The organism is Methylobacterium sp. J-088 (assembly GCF_022829295.1).
Taxonomy (GTDB): domain Bacteria; phylum Pseudomonadota; class Alphaproteobacteria; order Rhizobiales; family Beijerinckiaceae; genus Methylobacterium.
Genome location: NZ_JAKSYH010000251.1, coordinates 88,018 through 104,950, shown reverse-complemented (window position 1 = coordinate 104,950; position 16,933 = coordinate 88,018). Strand labels below are relative to the sequence as shown.

Below are 16,933 nucleotides of genomic sequence, written 5' to 3'. Positions count from 1 at the left end.
GGCACCCTCCCCCGCAGAGGGGGGAGGGTTTTGCCGCTCAGTACACGTCCGCCTGATACCGGCCGGCCTTCCTGAGCGCCGCGAGATATGCCACCGCGTCCTCCGGGCTCTTGCCCCCGTGCTGCGCCGCCACGTCGATGATCGCCCGCTCGACGTCCTTGGCCATCCGCTTGGCATCGCCGCAGACGTAAAAATGGGCGCCGCCCTCCAGCCACTTCCACAGATCGGCGCCGTTCTCGCGCATCCGATCCTGGACGTAAGTCTTCTCGGTGCCGTCGCGCGACCATGCCAGGGACAGGCGCGTCAGCACTTTGTCATCCTTCAGCTTGGTCAGCTCGTCCTTGTAGAAGAAGTCGCTGGCCTGCCGCTGGTGGCCGTAGAACAGCCAGTTGCGGCCGGGCGCCTGCGTGGCGGCGCGCTCGCGGAGAAAAGACCGGAACGGCGCGATGCCGGTGCCGGGGCCGCACATGATCACATCCTTCGACAGGTCTTCCGGAAGGCCGAAGCCGTGGGCTTTCTGAAGGTAGATCTTCACGCGCGTCTGCTCGGGCAGACGCTCGCCGAGATGGGTCGAGGCAACGCCGAGCCGCAGCCGCGAGCGGTGGTTGTAACGCACCGCATCCACGGTCAGCGAAACCCGGCCGACATCCATCCTGGGCGAGGACGAGATCGAGTAGAGCCGCGGCTGCAACTCATCCAAGGCCTCCAGAAAGACCTCGGCGTCGGGCCGGGCGCCCGGGAACTTGTGCAGGGCGCCGAGCACGTCGAGATAGGCGGCGTCGCCGTCCGGATCCTCGCCGGAGGCGAGCGCCTGCGCCTTCTTGCGGGCCGCGCCCGAGGTGAGCAGCGACAGGAGCTGGTAGAGGTTGTCCGGAGCCGCACCCAGCGCATAGTTGATCAGCAGGTGCTCCCGCAGGGTCTTTTGCCCGATCACCCGTTCGGGCCGGGCGCCGAGTTCCGCGATCACCGCGTCCACCAGAGCCGGGGCGTTGGCGGGGAACAGGCCCAGCGAGTCGCCGGCCTCGTACTGGATTGGCGTTCCGTCGAGGCCGATCTCGATGTGCCATGTCTCCTTCTCGCCGCCCGGATCGTTGAGGCGGCGGCGGGATAGGAACAGCGCCTCGACCGGGTTCTCGCGGCAGAAGCCCAGCGGGCCGAGATCGGCCGCCGCCTTCGGGGCGTCTTCGTCCGCCTTCGGGGCCGCAGGGGCGCCTCCGGCGGCGCCGAACTCCTCGTCCAGCTTCTTGAGCATGCGCAGGGTCTCTTTGCCGCCGGGCTGGCAAAGGTTCAGGCGCGCCTCGTTCTTTAGGAAGATCGCGTTGGCGTAGTCCGCGCAGTTGTAGCCGCACTGGCCGCAATCCTGCTGCGCCATGGCGGCCATCAGCTTGTGCGGCTCGGGGCGGTCCTTGGCCATCGCCATCCGATCGCCGATCGGCACGGAGGGGTCGTGCCAGGGCGCATCGTCATTGTCAGCCAATTTCGGCCCGGTCGCAGGGCCTTCGCCTGGCGCGAGCGCCGTCGCACCCGCGACGGCGGGGCCCAGCAAGGCTGCGAAATAGCCCGACAGCCAAGCGCGCTGGTCCTCGTTGAAGGGCGCGGTTTCGGGGATCAGGACGAGGGGGGGCGAGACGTGCTGGGTCATGCGGCGGCCTTCAGGGCGGGCTGGTCCTCGGCGGCGTCGCGGAGCGCCTCCGCGCCGGTGCGGCTGGTGAAGGCCTGGAAGCTCTCCTCGGGACCCTGGCGGCGATCGAGATAGGCCCGCAGCAGCGCCTCCACCCGGGATGGGCAATCCTCGGCCTTGACGGCCTTCCAGATCTCGGTGCCGATCTTCGGGTTCTCGGCAAAGCCGCCGCCGACCACGATGTCGTAGCCCTCGACCGTGTCGCCCTCCTCCGAGACGACCACCTTGGCGCCGATCAGCCCGATATCGCCGATGTAGTGCTGGGCGCAGCTGTGGTGGCAGCCGGTGAGGTGGACGTTCACCGGCACGTCGAGGTTCGGCATGGCCGTCTCGATGTGGTCGGCGATGATGAGGGCGTGACCCTTGGTGTCGGAGGCCGCGAACTTGCAGCCGCGGGCGCCCGTGCAGGCTACCAGGCCGGAGCGGATGCCGGCAGCCTTGGTGGTGAGGCCGAGGGCTTCCACGCGGGCCTCGACCTCGGCGACCTTCGCATCCGGAATGCCGGAGAAGATGAAGTTCTGCCAGACCGTCAGGCGGATCTGGCCGTCGCCGCATTCCGACGCGATCTTGGCCAGCGCCCGGACCTGATCGCTGGTCATCTTGCCGACCGGCAGGACCACGCCGATCCAGTTGAGGCCCGGCTGCTTCTGGGCGTGGACGCCGACATGGGCGTAGCGGTCGGTGGCTTTACGCGGCGCCACCTGCTCCGGCGCGACCCGGTCGAGCTTGCGGCCGAGCTTGTCCTCGACGGCGGCGAGGTACTTGTCGAAGCCCCAGGCGTCGAGGACGTACTTCATCCGGCTCTTGTTGCGGTTCGTCCGATCGCCGTTCTCGATGAAAACCCGGATGATCGCGTCGGCGATCACGTTGCAATCCTCCGGCTTCAGCACGATGCCGGTGTCGCGCGCGAGGTCCCGGTGGCCCGAGATGCCGCCGAGGACGAGGCGCATGTAGATGCCCGGCGGCACGGCGGCGCCGTCCAGCACCTCCACGGCCTGGAAGCCGATATCGTTGGTCTCCTCCAGGGTCGGCATCACGCCGCTACCGTCGAAGGCGACGTTGAACTTGCGCGGCAGGCCGTAAAGCGAGCGGTCGTTGAGGATCCAGTTGTGCCAGGACTTGGCCAGCGGGCGCGTGTCCAGCAACTCCTGAACGTCGATGCCGGCGGTCGACGATCCGGTGACGTTGCGGATGTTGTCTGCGCCCGAACCCTGTGCCGTGAGGCCGATATCGGTAAGCCCGTCGAGGAAGGGCTGGGCGTGCTCGGGGCTGATCTCCCGCACCTGCAAATTGGCCCGGGTCGTCACGTGGACGTAGCCGCCGCCATGCTGGTCGGCGAGGTCGGCGACGCCCGTGAACTGCCAATGGTGCAGGATCCCGTTGGGGATCCGCATCCGGCACATGTACGAAACCTGATTGGGCGCCACCCAGAACATCCCGTGGTAACGCCAGCGGAAATTGTCCTCGGGCTTGGGCTGCTTGCCGGCTGCGGCCTCCTGGATCAGGCGGTTATGGCCGTCGAACGGGCTCTCGGCGCGCTTCCACTTCTCCTGCTCGCAGAGCTTGCCGCCGTCCTTGACGGTCTTGTCCTGCGCCTTGATGTGAATCGCGTCCGGGCCGGTCGGTTCGGCGGGCGGGGCGGAGGCCCCTGCCCCGCCGCCTGCCAGGCCTCCGGTCAGGCGCACGGCGGCGATGCCGGATGCGAAGCCTTCGAGATAGCGCTTCTGCTCGGCCTCGAATGCGTCCGCGGCGGTCTGGGTGATGGTCTCGGACATCCCGTGCCTCCCTAAGCGGCCAGCGGCTCGGGCGCGGGGCACCCGAACATCAAGTCGTCCACGTTTTCGATCGGATCACCCGTGCGGATCAGGCGCTTGCAGGCCGCCTGCTCCGCGATGTCGCCCACGAACACGGCGCCGATCAGCTTGCCCTCCCGCACCAGCAACTTGCGGTAGAGTCCTGCGCCGGGATCCGAGAGCACGATCGCCTCGGCATCGTCCGGCGTATCCACGATCCCGGCCGAGAAGACCGGCAGGCCGGACACCTTGAGGCTCGTGGACAGGGCCGTGCCCCGGTACTCGGCCGGCTGGCCGGCGAGGTGGCGGGCCAGCGTGTCGGCGTGCTCGTAGGCGGGCTCGACGAGGCCGTAGACCATACCGCGATGCTCGGCGCACTCGCCGAGGGCGAAGATGCGCGCATCGGAGGTGGTCATCCGGTCATCGACCGTGATGCCGCGGCCGGTCGCGAGCCCGGCGGCCTGCGCCAGCGCCATCGAGGGACGCACGCCCACCGACATCACCACGAGATCGGCCGGGAGGACGGTGCCGTCTGCCAGGATAAGGCGCTCGACCCGATTGTCGCCCTCGACCCGAGCGGTATCGGCCTGGAGTATGACCCGCACGCCGCGGGACTCCATGGCGCGCTTCACCAGCCCGGCGGCGTGGTGATCGAGCTGGCGTTCCATCAGCCGGTCCATGACGTGAAGCAGGGTCGTGCCGACGCCGAGACGCGCGAGGCCGACCGCGGCTTCGAGGCCCAGCAGGCCGCCGCCGATGACGATCGCGCGGGCATGCTGCACCGCTGCTCTGCGGATCGCTGCGACGTCGGCGAGGTCGCGAAACGTGATGATTCCGGGGAGATCCATGCCGGGCTTCGGCAGGCGGATCGGCAGGGACCCAACCGCAAGGACGAGCTTGTCGAAGGGCAGGACGTGAGTCTCGCCCACGACGACCAGCCCGTTCTCCCGGTCGATCTGCGTGACGGGCGCGCCGGTGATCAGGCGAATCCCGTGAGCCGCGTACCAATCGAGTCCGCGGAATGCGCAGGCCGCCTCGTCGACCTCGCCGCCAAGCAGCGAGGAAAGCAGGACCCGGTTATAGGCAGCCTGAGGTTCGGCCCCGACGCAGGTTACGTCGAACCGGCCGGGACATCCCTCGGTCAAGCGCTCCAGGAAGCGCAGCGAGGCCATGCCGTTGCCGATTACGACCAGTCTCTCGCGCGGCAAGCCGGTCTCGGCGCGCGCATCGTGTATGCGTGGTTCGCTAGGAGATGTCGCCATCGCTCGATCGCGTCTGGAACCTCGATTGCAGGGTCGTTGGCGGACCGCCCACGAAAAAGCCGCTGCCGGTGATCTCCCAGCGGGCTTCGAGCCTCAGGAGGACCGGATCAGCGGCCTCGCTGACGGCGCTGCCCGTCGCCGTTGACGGACGTCTGATGTGAAGCAGCTTTTGTGCCAGATCGACGATCGGCTCGATGCGCCGCTACGGGCATCTGACGAGCAGTCGGGTTGCGGAACGCAATGGGTCTTGGCGCGCGACGTACGCTGTACAAAAATCGGGCGCTGGCGGTCAAATGATCAGGCGCAACGCCGACAGCACGGGCTACAATTGGGCCAATGCTACCGAACGTGCGCCACCGCGTTGCGGTCAGTATGAGGTGTGGGATAAAATTGGCCGGAACGCACTGCCGTTGGGCAGTCGCGGGTGCGCAGAATGTCGTCGAGCAAAGGGCGATTTCGGACCGGTCCGACCGTCAGATGAGCACCGACAGGACGGCCAGCAGGCCAATGGTCGGCATCGCCCCGATCATGAGGGCCCAATACCATCCGCGATTCATGCCGGCGCGCCGATTGTCGTTGTTCGCCCGGGGAGGCCTGCCGCCCCGATAGATGTGACGACGAAGCTCATCGCGCATCCGAGGATGCGACGAATAAGAGCTAGTATCGAGTTTGCGGCATCCGGGCATGGCGCAGACACAACGGGCCACGCTGTCCGACGTTCCGAACTTTCCCGGCGCGGCGGCACTTATTGGCGACGAAAGCGGCGGGCTGTCGCTCGGCTAAAGTTCCGCTGTCGCGGCACGGTAGAGATCCGGCCTGTAGATGGTCTGGATCGCGTCTTCGAGGGCGGTCCGATCCGCGATCTGACGCGCGGCCTGCATCTGCGCAAGAAGCCACCCCGCATCCGCCGGCCGCGCCTCCTGAATCGCGGCGCCGAACGTCGGCCCAGCACCGGCAACGGGCGAATCGGCCGATCCGTCCGCGAATGTGCGGGCGATGATGGTCGGGTCGAGATCGAGGTAGGGCCGGCGGGCGAGGCGGTTGATCAGCTCTCCACGGTTTTGGGGATCGGCACACCATCGCCCGGCCCGCGCCACCGCGCGAACCAGCGGCAGGATCGTGCCATCGAGACGTTCGGAGACGGCGAGCACCTTCTCGGGGGCATCCGGCGCCAGGGCGCTGCCGAGCACCGCGATGCGCCCGTGGCCTGCGGCGGCCGCCACGTCGTTCCACGGGGCGCCCGCACAGAAGCCGTCCACGAGGCCCCGCGCCAGGGTCTCGACGGTGTACTGGGGCGGCACCACGACTGTGCGGAACGCCGCCGGATCGAGGCCGCCAGCCTCGGCGAACAGCCGCAACTGATAGCTGTGGCACGAGAATGGGTGGACGGTACCCAGCGTCAGCGGCCGGCCCGCCGCGCGCCGTTCTTCGGCGACGTGGGCGAAGGCGCGGGCGATCTCGGCGGGTTCCTCGCATTCCGGGGCCATCGCGTCCCAGAGGCTCCGCGCAAGGGTGATCGCGTTGCCATTGACGCTGAGCTGCATCGGCACGATCAGCTCCGAGGGTGGCCCAGACAGGCCAAGCCGGCTCGCCAGCGCCAGCGGTGCCAGCATATGGGCGCCGTCGAGATGGCCCAACGCCAAGCGGTCGCGCAACGTTGCCCAGGAGGGCTCGGCGGTGAGGTCGAGTTCGAGGCCCTCGGTCCGGGCGAAGCCCAGTTCGTGCGCCACGATCAGCGGCGCGGCATCGCAGAGCGGGACGTAGCCAAGTTGGAGCCTCATCCGAGCAGGTCCGCGGTGGTGACGATCGCGCGGGCGATGTCGGCGATCTTGCGCTTCTCGTTCATGGCTTTGCGACGCAGCTGCTTGTAGGCCTCGTCCTCCGTGAGACCCTTCATGCTCATCAGGATGCCCTTGGCGCGTTCGATCAGCTTGCGGTCGGCGAGTTCGCCCCGCGCCTCGGTGAGCTCCCGCTGAAGCCGGGCGAAGGCGTTGAAGCGCAGGATCGCGATGTCGAGGATCGACTTGATCCGCTCGGCCCGCAGCCCGTCGACCACGTAGGCCGAGATCCCGGCATCGACGGCGGCCTGCATCATGGTCGTGTCCGAGCGGTCGACGAACATCGCCACCGGCCGCTCGACCTGCCGCGACACCCCCGACATCTGCTCCAGAATGTCCCGGCTCGGGCTCTCCAGATGGATCACCACCACGTCGGGCTTGAGGGCGGTCACACGCTCCATCAGGTCGGCGGTGTCGGGGATGACGACCACGCGGCCGACGCCAGCCGCGCGCAAGCCCTCCTCCAGAATCGCCGCGCGGGCGCGGCTCGGGTCGATCACGGCGACGGTTAGGCTTGTTTCGGTCATCGGAGCCCGGTTCGGGGCAGGTTGGCCCGAACCGGGCCCACCCAGGCAAGCAAGGTGTATGCCCCCTGCCCGATCCTATGGAAAAGCGGGATCCCGCGTCATCCCCCGCCGATCTGCACTGGCCTGCAACGCCCGCGAAAAGAAATGGTCTAGCTTCCGCCGCAATGCGGGGGCTCCCTGGATGTGTCGGAGCGGACGAGGTGATCGGTGATTCGGATGCGCAGGCCAGATCAGCCCGCTCTCACGGAGGCTGGCGCAGCCCGCGTCACGATGCCGTTCCTGCCGACCTTGGCGGTGATCGCCCTTCTCGGCGTGGCATCGTTCTACTGCCCGTCCTCGGATCCGAACCCTGCGGCGCTGGCGGAACGCGCCCTGTCCGATCCGCTCACCACGGAATTCCTCGCGCCGGTCGCGTCTGCGGCCACCGGGACGTCGTTCGCGCCGGTGCCCACCATTGCCGCCGCGCCGGGCCGCCTCCCCGCGACCCTGGCCTTCGCCGAAGCGTTTCCGATCAGCGATTCGGCGTCGAAGGTGGCTGGTCCGCAGCCCCACGTCGCCGCCGTGGTCCGTCCGGCGCCGCGTCTCGCCGCGAACCGGCGCCCCTGCCCGGGACGCCGGTGCCCGGAGACGCCCCTGCGCGGCACCGATCCGTTCGCCGCCGCCCACGCTGAGGCCGCGGATGTAGCCGGACGCGACGCAATCCCGGGGCAAGCCCTGCCGTTCGCAGATGCGGTCGCCGATGCAGTGACCGAATCGGTGACCGATACCCTGGCACCGGCCACCCGTGTCATCGGCGACGCCGCCGAGCTCATGCGCAATGGCGCCGCGGTGGTCCGGGGTTCCGTCTCGCTGGCGGTGGCCGAATGCCTGCGCTGAGAGGCTGGTGCGGACCCGGCGTCTCCAAACTCGACTGAACAGACCTCTGGATCTGTGGGGCCGCTGTTCTAGGTGCGTTGCGGCAGACGGTCTGGGTTTCCGGCCGCTGGCTGGAGCCGGGGCCGAATGGCTGCACGCATCGAGGATTACGCGCTCGTCGGCGATTGCCGCAGCGCCGCGCTGATCAGCCGCCGGGGTAGCGTCGATTGGCTGTGCTGGCCGCGCTTCGATGCGGCCGCCCTGTTCACCAGCTTGCTGGGGACCGAGGCGCACGGATTCTGGAAGATCTTTCCCGAGGCCGAGCATGTCGAGAGCCGTTGGGCCTACCGGCCAGGCAGCCTCGTGCTGGAGACCCGGCACATCACCCGGCAGGGCGAGGTGCTGGTCACCGATTTCATGCCGGTCGGCGACGGATCGCACCTCGTGCGGCTTGTGGAGGGCGTCCACGGCCGCGTCGCCATGCGGATGGAGATGGCGGTCCGGTTCGATTACGGCTCGGCGGTGCCCTGGGTGTCCCGCTCGGAACTCGGCGACCTGCGTGCCGTCTCGGGGCCCCACAAGGTGGTGCTGCGCACCGATGTTCACCTCAAAGGTTCGGATGCGCAAACGACCGTGGCCGAATTCACCGTCCAAGCCGGCGACAAGCACCGCTTCGTTTTAAGCTATGGCCCCTCCCACGAAGACGACCCGGTGGCGATCGAGCCCCGCAGGGCGCTGGACGCCACCGACCGGCATTGGCGCGATTGGTCGAGCCGCGCCGCCGGTGGGACCGCCTGGGATCGGATGCTGCAGCGCTCGCTTCTGACCCTGAAGGCGCTGATCTACGAGCCGACCGGCGGCATCGTGGCGGCGCCCACCGCCTCCCTGCCGGAGGGGCTCGGCGGCGAGCGCAACTGGGATTACCGGTTCTGCTGGCTGCGCGATTCGACGCTGACGCTGATCGCCCTGATGGATGGCGGCTATATCGACGAGGCCGCCGATTGGCTCGGCTGGCTCCAGCGGGCCGTCGCCGGAAACCCCGAGCAGGCGCATATTCTGTACGGCATCGGCGGCGAGCGGCTGCTCCCCGAGATCGAACTCGACTGGCTGCCCGGCTACGAGAATTCGAAGCCCGTGCGGATCGGCAATGCCGCTGCCGGTCAGTTCCAACTCGACGTCTACGGCGAGTTGTTCGACGCGCTCTATCAAGCCCATGCCCGCGGCCTGCCGGTGAGCGAAGACGGCCTGCGCGTCGGCCTCGCGATCCTCGGACATTTGGAGAAGGCCTGGCATCAGCCCGATGAGGGGATCTGGGAGGTGCGCGGCGGGCCGCGCCACTTCACCCACTCGAAGGTGATGGCCTGGGTGGCGTTCGACCGGGCGCTGCGGATGCATGAGATGCACGAATCGGGCGCCACCGAGGAGCACGCGAAGCGCTGGCGTGCGGTCAGAGACGCTATTCACGCCGAGGTCTGCGAGAAGGGGTTCGATCCCGAACTCAACAGCTTCGTCCAGTCCTACGGCGCGAAGGCGCTGGACGCGAGCCTGCTGCTGATCGCCCATACCGGCTTCCTGCCGCAGGACGATCCCCGGGTGGTCGGCACCGTCGAGGCGATCGGCAAGGGCCTGATGCGGGACGGCTTCATCCTGCGCTACGAGACCGAGGGCCAGACCACCGACGGCCTCTCGGGCAACGAAGGCGCGTTCCTGCCCTGTACCTTCTGGTACGCCGACAACCTGATCGGTCTCGGCCGGCGGGACGAAGCGCGGGCGATCATCGAGCGCCTGATCGGCATCTGCACCGATCTCGGCCTCGTCAGCGAGGAATACGACGTGCAAGCCAAGCGCCTTGTGGGTAACTTCCCGCAGGCCTTCACCCATGTGGCGCTGGTCAACACGCTCCTCAGCTATACGCGCGGCGAAGGGCCGGCGGATCGGCAGGGTGGTAAGGGCAACGGAGCTCCCCCCGCCGTCCTGCGGCAGCGCGAAGCCGACAAGCGGCATGCGCAAGGCGAACTGGAAGACGTAAAACCATGAGCGGCGCTGACACTCCCGCCAAGGCGGCCCTCGCTGAGATCGACACGCTCAGCATCAACACGATCCGCACGCTCGCGATCGACGCGGTGCAGAAGGCCAATTCCGGCCATGCCGGGGCGCCCATGGGCCTGGCGCCGGTCGCCTACACCCTGTGGAACCACTACCTGCGCTACGATCCGGCGCATCCGCACTGGCCAAACCGCGACCGGTTCGTGCTGTCCTGCGGCCATGCCTCGATGCTGCTCTACGGGCTGCTGCATCTGGCAGGCGTTGCCGAAGGCGACGGCGGCAACGCCCCGGCAGTCACGCTGGAAGATATCAAGAAGTTCCGGCAGCTCGACAGCCGGACGCCGGGCCATCCGGAATACCATTTCACCACCGGCGTCGAGACCACCACCGGGCCGCTCGGTCAGGGCGTGGCCAACTCAGTGGGCATGGCGATGGGCAGCCGTTATCTGAGCCAGCACCTGAACCGGCCCGGCCTGCCGCTGTTCGACTACAACGTCTACGCGATCTGCTCGGACGGCGACCTGATGGAGGGCGTGGCCTCGGAGGCCGCGTCGCTCGCCGGCCATCTGCGGCTCGGCAACCTCTGCTGGATCTACGACGACAACACCATCACCATCGAGGGTCACACCGAACTCGCCTTCGGCGAAGAGGTGGCGACCCGGTTCCTGGCCTATGGCTGGCAGGTGCTGCGCGTCGCTGACGCCAACGACGTACCAGCGCTCGCCGGCTCGATCGAGGCGTTCCTCGCTACCGACGACCGGCCAACGCTGATCATCGTCAAGTCGGTGATCGGCTACGGCGCGCCGAACAAGCAGGGTACCCCGAAGGCCCATTCGGACGCGCTCGGCCCGGACGAGGTGAAGGGCGCCAAGCGCGCCTATGGCTGGCCGGAGGATGCCCAGTTCCTCGTCCCGGATGGGGTTGAGGAGAATTTCCGCAATGGCATCGGCAAGCGGGGTGCGGCCCTCTACGCTGCGTGGCAGGGCCTGCTCGGCAAGGCGAAGGAGGCCGATGCCGACCACGCCGAAGACCTGAACGCTCTGCTGGAGGGCCGCCTGCCGGAGGGCTGGGACAAGGACATCCCGGTCTTCGAGCCCGACGCCAAGGGACTCGCCACCCGCGAATCCTCCGGCAAGGTGCTGAACGCCATCGCCCAGCACGTGCCGTTCCTGCTCGGCGGCTCAGCGGATCTGGCGCCGTCCAACAAGTCGAACCTGACCTTCGATGGCGCGGGCTCACTCGGCCCGTTCTCGCCGGGCGGCCGCAACCTGCATTTCGGCGTCCGCGAGCACGCCATGGGCTCGATCGTGAACGGCCTCGGCCTCTCGGGGCTTCGGGCCTACGGCGCGACCTTCCTGGTCTTCGCCGACTACATGCGCCCGCCGATCCGACTGGCCGCGCTGATGGAATTGCCGGTCTTCCACATCTTCACGCACGATTCGATCGGCGTGGGCGAGGATGGGCCGACCCACCAGCCGGTGGAACAGCTCCTGTCACTGCGCTGCATTCCAGGGCTCATCACTCTCCGCCCGGCCGACGCCAACGAGGTCGCCGAGGCCTACCGGGTTATTTTTTCGTCGAAGAACCAGCCCGTGGTGCTGGCGCTCTCCCGCCAGCCGCTGCCGACCCTGGACCGCACGAAGTTCGGCGCGGCTTCGGGCACCGCCAAGGGCGGGTACGTGCTGGCCGATTGCGAGGGCACGCCCGACGTGATCCTGCTGGGCGCCGGGTCCGAGGTGCAGCTCTGCGTCGGTGCCTACGAGGCGCTGACGGCGGACGGCGTGAAGGCCCGGGTGGTGTCGATGCCGTCCTGGGAGCTGTTCGAGCGGCAGGACCGAGCCTATCGTGAATCGGTTCTGCCGCCCGCCGTGAAGGCGCGGGTGGCGGTCGAGCAGGGCAGCGTGATCGGCTGGGACCGCTATGCCGGCTCCGAGGGCGCGATCATCGGCATGCACACGTTCGGCGCCTCGGCGCCGATCAAGGATCTCCAGACCAAGTTCGGGTTTACCCCCGAGAAGGTCCTGGAGGCGGCGAAGGCCCAGGTGGCCAAGCATAAGTAGGCTCGGCGCCATTTCCCCTCCCCCTTGCGGGGAGGGGTCAGGGGTGGGGGTGGTACAGGATTGAACGTTCCGGTGCCACTTGAACCACACCCACCTCCAACTCCTCCCCACAAGGGGGAGGAGAGCGCGTTCCGGGTGCGGAACGCGGCACGCGAGACGAGGAACCGACATGAACGCGCTCAAGGCCCTGCACGACGAACAGGATCAAGCGGTCTGGCTCGATTTCGTGGCCCGGGGCTTCATCGAGAAGGGTGAACTCAAGCAGCTCGTGGAGCGGGACGGCCTGCGCGGCGTCACCTCCAACCCGTCGATCTTCGAGAAGGCGATCGGCCACTCGGACGAGTACGATGCGAGCATCAAGGCCGTGCAGGAGACCGGCGACAGCCGGGTCATCGACCTTTACGAGGGCTTGGCCATCGCGGACATCCAGGCCGCCGCCGACGAGCTGCGCCCGGTCTACGAGGCGAGCGACGGCGCCGACGGCTACGTCAGCCTGGAGGTCTCGCCCTACCTCGCCCTCGACACCGAGGAGACGCTGACCGAGGCACGGCGCCTGCATAAGGCAGTGTCGCGCGACAACCTGATGGTGAAGGTTCCGGCCACGCCCGAGGGCATCCCGGCGATCCGTCAGCTCACCGCCGAGGGGATTTCGATCAACGTCACCCTGCTGTTCTCGCAGGAGGCCTACGAGGCGGTGGCTCGTGCGTTCGTCGACGGTCTCGACGCGCGCGCTAGGGCCGGGCACGACGTCTCGCGGATCGCCAGCGTGGCAAGCTTCTTCATCAGCCGCATCGACGTGCTGGTCGACAAGCTGCTGGACGAGAAGATCGCCCAGGCTAACGACCCGGACGAGAAGATCGCCCTGGAACAGCTCAAGGGGAAGGTGGCGATCGCTAACGCTAAGCTCGCCTATCAGCGCTACCGGTCGATCTTCGCAGAGCCGAAGTGGACAGCGCTGGCCGAGAAGGGCGCCAAGGCGCAGCGGTTGCTCTGGGCCTCGACCGGCGTGAAGAACAAGGCCTATTCCGACGTGCTCTACGTCGAAGAGCTGATCGGCCCGAACACCGTCAACACCATGCCGCCGGCCACCATGGACGCGTTTCGCGACCACGGCGTGGTGCGGGCGACGATCGAGGAGGACGTGCCGGGCGCCGAGGCCGTGATGGCCCGCCTCGCCCGCACCGGCGTCGACATCGAAAAGATCGCCGAGCAACTGGTGCGAGAGGGCGTCCAGCTCTTCATCGACGCTGCCGACAATCTGCTCGGGGCTGTCGCCGGCAAGCGCGCGGCGCTGCTGGGCCACCGCCTCGACGGCCAGAGCCTCGCACTCGAGGAGACGTTGGCGAACGAAGCGAAGAAGACCGTCGAATCCTGGCGCGCCAGCGGCGCGATCCGCCGGCTCTGGGCGGGTGACGCCACGGTTTGGTCCGGCCAAGACGAGGCGGGCTGGCTCGGCTGGCTGCACATCGTCGAGGAGGAGCTTGAGAAGGCCGCCGACTACGCAGCGTTCTCAGATTGGGTGAAGAGCCAGGGCTTCACCGATGCGGTGGTGCTGGGCATGGGCGGATCGAGCCTCGGCCCGGAGGTTCTGAGTCTGACCTACGGCCAGCGTGAGGGTTTCCCGAAGCTTCAGATCCTCGATTCGACTCACCCGGATCAGGTGCGCGCCCTGGAGGCGAGCATCGATCTCGGCAAGACGCTGTTCATCGTCGCTTCGAAGTCCGGCTCCACGCTGGAGCCCAACGTGTTTCGCGACTACTTCCTGAGCCGCGCGAAGGACGTGCTCGGCGAGATGGCCGGCGAGCACTTCGTGGCGGTCACGGATCCGGGCTCCGACATGGAGCGCGCCGCCAAGGCGGATGGGTTCAAAAAAATCTTCTACGGGGTGAAGCAGATCGGCGGGCGCTACTCGGTGCTCTCGGCCTTCGGGCTGGTGCCGGCCGCCGCCATGGGCCTCGACGTGAAGGCGATGCTGGAGACTGCCCGCGTCATGGTCCGCTCCTGTGGGCCGGTGGTCCCCCCGGCCGTGAACCCCGGCGTTCTGCTCGGCACCGCACTGGGTGCGGCGGCGCTCGCGGGGCGGGACAAGGTGACGGTCATCGCGTCGCCTGCGATCGACAGCTTCGGCGCCTGGGCCGAGCAGCTCATCGCGGAATCGACCGGCAAGCAGGGCAAGGGCTTGGTGCCGGTGGACGGTGAGCCCGTCGGTGTCCCGGCCGTCTACGGCCACGACCGGTTCTTCCTCTACCTGCGCCTCGACGGCGGGGCCGCGGTGGCACAGGATGACGCCCTGCGCGCCCTGGAGCGCGACGGGCACCCGATCGCCCGGATCACCCTCGATTCCATCGAGCAGCTGCCGCAGGAATTCTACCGCCTGGAGATGGCGACCGCGGTGGCGGGCGGAGTGCTTGGCATCAACCCGTTCGATCAGCCGGATGTCGAGGCAAGCAAGGTCGAGACGAAGAAGCTGTTCGCCGAGGCCGAGGCCAGCGGGTCCCTGCCCTCCGAGACGCCGCTGTTCGCGGACGATACGATCGCCCTCTACGCCGATCCGAAGAACGCCGAGGGGCTGAAGCAGGCCTCGCACGGGCTGGACGTAGCGCTTAAGGCGCAGGTCGCCCGGCTGAAGGACGGGGATTACCTCGCCCTCCTCGCCTACGTGCCGCGCGACGAACGGACCGCCGGCATCCTGCAGGAAGCGCGGATCGCCATCCGGGATGGCCGGAAGGTCGCGACCTGCCTGGAATTCGGGCCGCGGTTCCTCCACTCCACCGGCCAAGCCTACAAGGGCGGCCCGGATACCGGCGTGTTCCTGCAGATCACCGCCGATCCGTCGCAGGACCTGCCGATCCCCGGCCGAAAGCTCGGCTTCACCACCGTAGTGGCCGCGCAGGCACGGGGCGATTTCGCGGTGTTGGCCGAGCGCGGCCGGCGGGCGCTGCGGGTCCACATCAAGGGCGATCTTGAGACCGGCCTGAAGCGCATCACGGCGGCGTTGAAGGCTGCGGTGGCTTAGGCACCCTTCTCTCCTCCCCCTTGCGGGGGGAGCCGGAGGTGGGGGTGGCGCAGAATAAAACGCGTCGCTCGATTCTGAACCACCCCCACCCCTGACCCCTCCCCGCTAGGGGGAGAAAAAATCCGGAGGAGAGCAGCGATGCAACTCGGCATGATCGGCCTCGGCCGGATGGGCGGCAACATCGTCCGGCGCCTGCTGCGCGACGGGCACAAGGCGGTGGTGTTCGATCAGAACCCGGAGGCCGTCGCGGCCTTGGTTGAGGCCGGCGCCGTCGGCGCGTCGAGCCTGGAGGATCTGGTCGCCAAGCTCGAAGCGCCGCGCGCGGTTTGGGTGATGCTGCCGGCGGGTGCGATCACCGAGCAGGCCGTCCAGACCCTCGCGGACCTCATGCCTTCCGGCGATTGCATCATCGATGGCGGCAACTCCTTCTACGGCGATGATGTCCGCCGCGGCCTCGCGCTGAAGGCGAAGGGACTGCATTACGTCGATGTCGGCACGTCGGGCGGTGTCTGGGGCCTCGATCGCGGCTACTGCATGATGATCGGCGGCGACAAAGAGACCGTCGACCGGCTCGATCCGATATTCAAGACGCTCGCCCCCGGCATCGGCGAGATCCCGAAGACCCCGAACCGCGAGGGCCGCGATCCCCGCGCCGAGCAGGGCTACATCCATGCCGGGCCGACCGGTGCCGGCCACTTCGTGAAGATGGTCCATAATGGCATCGAGTACGGGCTGATGCAGGCCTATGCCGAGGGGTTCGACATCCTCCGCCATGCCAATTCGGAGGGTCTGCCTGAGGAGCGCCGCTTCGACCTGGATTTGGGCGACATCGCCGAGGTCTGGCGGCGCGGCAGCGTCGTCTCCTCCTGGCTCCTCGACCTGACCGCCCAGGCTCTCGCCGGCGACGAGCAGCTCTCCGACTTCTCCGGCCATGTCGACGATTCCGGCGAGGGCCGCTGGACCATCAACGCTGCCATTGAGGAAGGCGTGCCGGCGACCGTGCTGTCCGCCGCCTTGTACCGCCGCTTCCGCTCCCGCGAGCACGAGAGCTACGCCGACAAGCTGCTCTCGGCGATGCGCAAGGGCTTTGGCGGACACCAGGAGCCGAAGAAGTAGGGGCGCCCGATGAGCCTTCCTGCCGTCACCCATGTCCTGACGGATCCGCAGGCCATCGCCCGCGAGGCGGCCGAGCGGCTGATCGTGGCCTGCGGCGAGAACCAGTCTGAGCGCATCGCGATCTGCCTCTCCGGCGGATCGACGCCGAAGGTGCTCTATGGCCTCCTGGCCGGACCAGACTACGCCAGTAGGGTGCCGTGGGAGCGGATCCACTGGTTCTTCGGCGACGACCGGGTCGTCCCTTGGGACGACGCGCGCAGCAACGTCGGCATGGTCCGGGAGGCGTTCGGCCACGGCGCCGCGATCCCGCCGACGCATCTGCACTTTATTCCCTCGGATGCGGGAGCGGAGGCCGGCGCCCGCGCCTACGAGCGCACGCTGCTGGATTTTTACGGTGCCGACACGCTCGATCCCGCTCACCCCCTGTTCGATCTTGTGGTCCTCGGCCTTGGCGAGGACGGGCACACTGCCTCGCTGTTCCCCGGCAAGCCGGCCGTGGCGGAGACGCAACGTTTGGTCGCGCCGGTGCCCGAGGCCGGGCTAGCGCCGTTCGTGCCGCGCATCACCCTGACGTTTTCGGCGTTGGCCTCGTCCCGGCACGTGCTGTTCCTCGTGACCGGCGCGGGAAAGCGTGCGGCTTTAGCCCGTCTCGCCGCCGGCGAGGACCTGCCGGCGGGCCGCGTCACCAGCGCGGGCGAGATCGCGTGGCTGCTCGACGGGGCGGCGGCGGGCTGAACCC

12 protein-coding genes are annotated in these 16,933 nt (G+C 68.3%); 6 read left to right on the top strand and 6 right to left on the bottom strand.

Going from position 1 to position 16,933, the window contains the following annotated elements; genetic code table 11:
* Positions 1-37: 37 nt before the first annotated feature.
* The 6 genes from MKK63_RS27545 to MKK63_RS27520 form a co-directional block, all read right to left on the bottom strand.
* Entirely contained in the window at positions 38-1,642 is a 1,605-nt protein-coding gene (locus MKK63_RS27545; protein WP_244007145.1) for a sulfite reductase subunit alpha, read from the bottom strand.
* Entirely contained in the window at positions 1,639-3,456 is a 1,818-nt protein-coding gene (locus MKK63_RS27540; protein WP_244007144.1) for a NirA family protein, read from the bottom strand. Before MKK63_RS27540 ends, MKK63_RS27545 begins: the two co-directional genes overlap by 4 nt.
* A gap of 11 nt (positions 3,457-3,467) precedes the next feature.
* Positions 3,468-4,736 (bottom strand): NAD(P)/FAD-dependent oxidoreductase, encoded by a 1,269-nt coding sequence (locus MKK63_RS27535; protein ID WP_244007143.1) that lies wholly within the window; start codon positions 4,734-4,736, stop codon positions 3,468-3,470.
* Between the two features lie 473 nt (positions 4,737-5,209).
* Positions 5,210-5,371 (bottom strand): hypothetical protein, encoded by a 162-nt coding sequence (locus MKK63_RS27530; protein ID WP_244007142.1) that lies wholly within the window; start codon positions 5,369-5,371, stop codon positions 5,210-5,212.
* A gap of 144 nt (positions 5,372-5,515) precedes the next feature.
* Positions 5,516-6,517: a CmpA/NrtA family ABC transporter substrate-binding protein gene (locus MKK63_RS27525; RefSeq protein WP_244007141.1), complete on the bottom strand. Its 1,002-nt coding sequence runs from the start codon at positions 6,515-6,517 to the stop codon at positions 5,516-5,518.
* Positions 6,514-7,101: an ANTAR domain-containing response regulator gene (locus MKK63_RS27520; RefSeq protein WP_243920468.1), complete on the bottom strand. Its 588-nt coding sequence runs from the start codon at positions 7,099-7,101 to the stop codon at positions 6,514-6,516. Before MKK63_RS27520 ends, MKK63_RS27525 begins: the two co-directional genes overlap by 4 nt.
* Before the next feature lie 216 nt (positions 7,102-7,317).
* Here MKK63_RS27520 and MKK63_RS27515 point away from each other — a divergent pair, with 216 nt between their 5' ends.
* From MKK63_RS27515 to pgl, 6 genes are all read left to right on the top strand, one after another.
* Positions 7,318-7,977: a hypothetical protein gene (locus MKK63_RS27515; RefSeq protein WP_244007140.1), complete on the top strand. Its 660-nt coding sequence runs from the start codon at positions 7,318-7,320 to the stop codon at positions 7,975-7,977.
* Between the two features lie 72 nt (positions 7,978-8,049).
* A complete protein-coding gene (locus tag MKK63_RS27510; RefSeq protein WP_313901802.1) occupies positions 8,050-9,993 on the top strand; it encodes a glycoside hydrolase family 15 protein in 1,944 nt (647 codons plus the stop codon).
* A complete protein-coding gene (tkt, locus tag MKK63_RS27505; RefSeq protein WP_244007137.1) occupies positions 9,990-12,062 on the top strand; it encodes a transketolase in 2,073 nt (690 codons plus the stop codon). The genes MKK63_RS27510 and tkt overlap by 4 nt, the downstream gene beginning before the upstream one ends.
* Positions 12,063-12,231: 169 nt before the next feature.
* Positions 12,232-15,078, top strand: a complete 2,847-nt coding sequence (locus tag MKK63_RS27500) for a bifunctional transaldolase/phosoglucose isomerase (RefSeq protein ID WP_244007135.1) — start codon at positions 12,232-12,234, stop codon at positions 15,076-15,078.
* A gap of 138 nt (positions 15,079-15,216) precedes the next feature.
* Complete coding sequence (gene gnd, locus MKK63_RS27495; RefSeq protein WP_244007133.1) at positions 15,217-16,194, top strand: phosphogluconate dehydrogenase (NAD(+)-dependent, decarboxylating); 978 nt, start codon at positions 15,217-15,219, stop codon at positions 16,192-16,194.
* A 9-nt stretch (positions 16,195-16,203) separates the two neighbouring features.
* A complete protein-coding gene (pgl, locus tag MKK63_RS27490) occupies positions 16,204-16,929 on the top strand; it encodes a 6-phosphogluconolactonase (protein ID WP_244007131.1) in 726 nt (241 codons plus the stop codon).
* Positions 16,930-16,933: the final 4 nt, after the last annotated feature.

What these genes read in the sequence shown, in the direction of transcription:
- MKK63_RS27500 (WP_244007135.1), top strand. Translation starts at nt 12,232, where the DNA reads ATGAACGCGCTCAAGGCCCTGCACGACGAACAGGATCAAGCGGTCTGG.
- MKK63_RS27525 (WP_244007141.1), bottom strand. Translation starts at nt 6,517, where the DNA reads ATGAGGCTCCAACTTGGCTACGTCCCGCTCTGCGATGCCGCGCCGCTG.
- MKK63_RS27515 (WP_244007140.1), top strand. Translation starts at nt 7,318, where the DNA reads ATGCGCAGGCCAGATCAGCCCGCTCTCACGGAGGCTGGCGCAGCCCGC.
- MKK63_RS27530 (WP_244007142.1), bottom strand. Translation starts at nt 5,371, where the DNA reads ATGCGCGATGAGCTTCGTCGTCACATCTATCGGGGCGGCAGGCCTCCC.
- tkt (WP_244007137.1), top strand. Translation starts at nt 9,990, where the DNA reads ATGAGCGGCGCTGACACTCCCGCCAAGGCGGCCCTCGCTGAGATCGAC.
- MKK63_RS27535 (WP_244007143.1), bottom strand. Translation starts at nt 4,736, where the DNA reads ATGGCGACATCTCCTAGCGAACCACGCATACACGATGCGCGCGCCGAG.
- pgl (WP_244007131.1), top strand. Translation starts at nt 16,204, where the DNA reads ATGAGCCTTCCTGCCGTCACCCATGTCCTGACGGATCCGCAGGCCATC.
- gnd (WP_244007133.1), top strand. Translation starts at nt 15,217, where the DNA reads ATGCAACTCGGCATGATCGGCCTCGGCCGGATGGGCGGCAACATCGTC.
- MKK63_RS27520 (WP_243920468.1), bottom strand. Translation starts at nt 7,101, where the DNA reads ATGACCGAAACAAGCCTAACCGTCGCCGTGATCGACCCGAGCCGCGCC.
- MKK63_RS27540 (WP_244007144.1), bottom strand. Translation starts at nt 3,456, where the DNA reads ATGTCCGAGACCATCACCCAGACCGCCGCGGACGCATTCGAGGCCGAG.
- MKK63_RS27545 (WP_244007145.1), bottom strand. Translation starts at nt 1,642, where the DNA reads ATGACCCAGCACGTCTCGCCCCCCCTCGTCCTGATCCCCGAAACCGCG.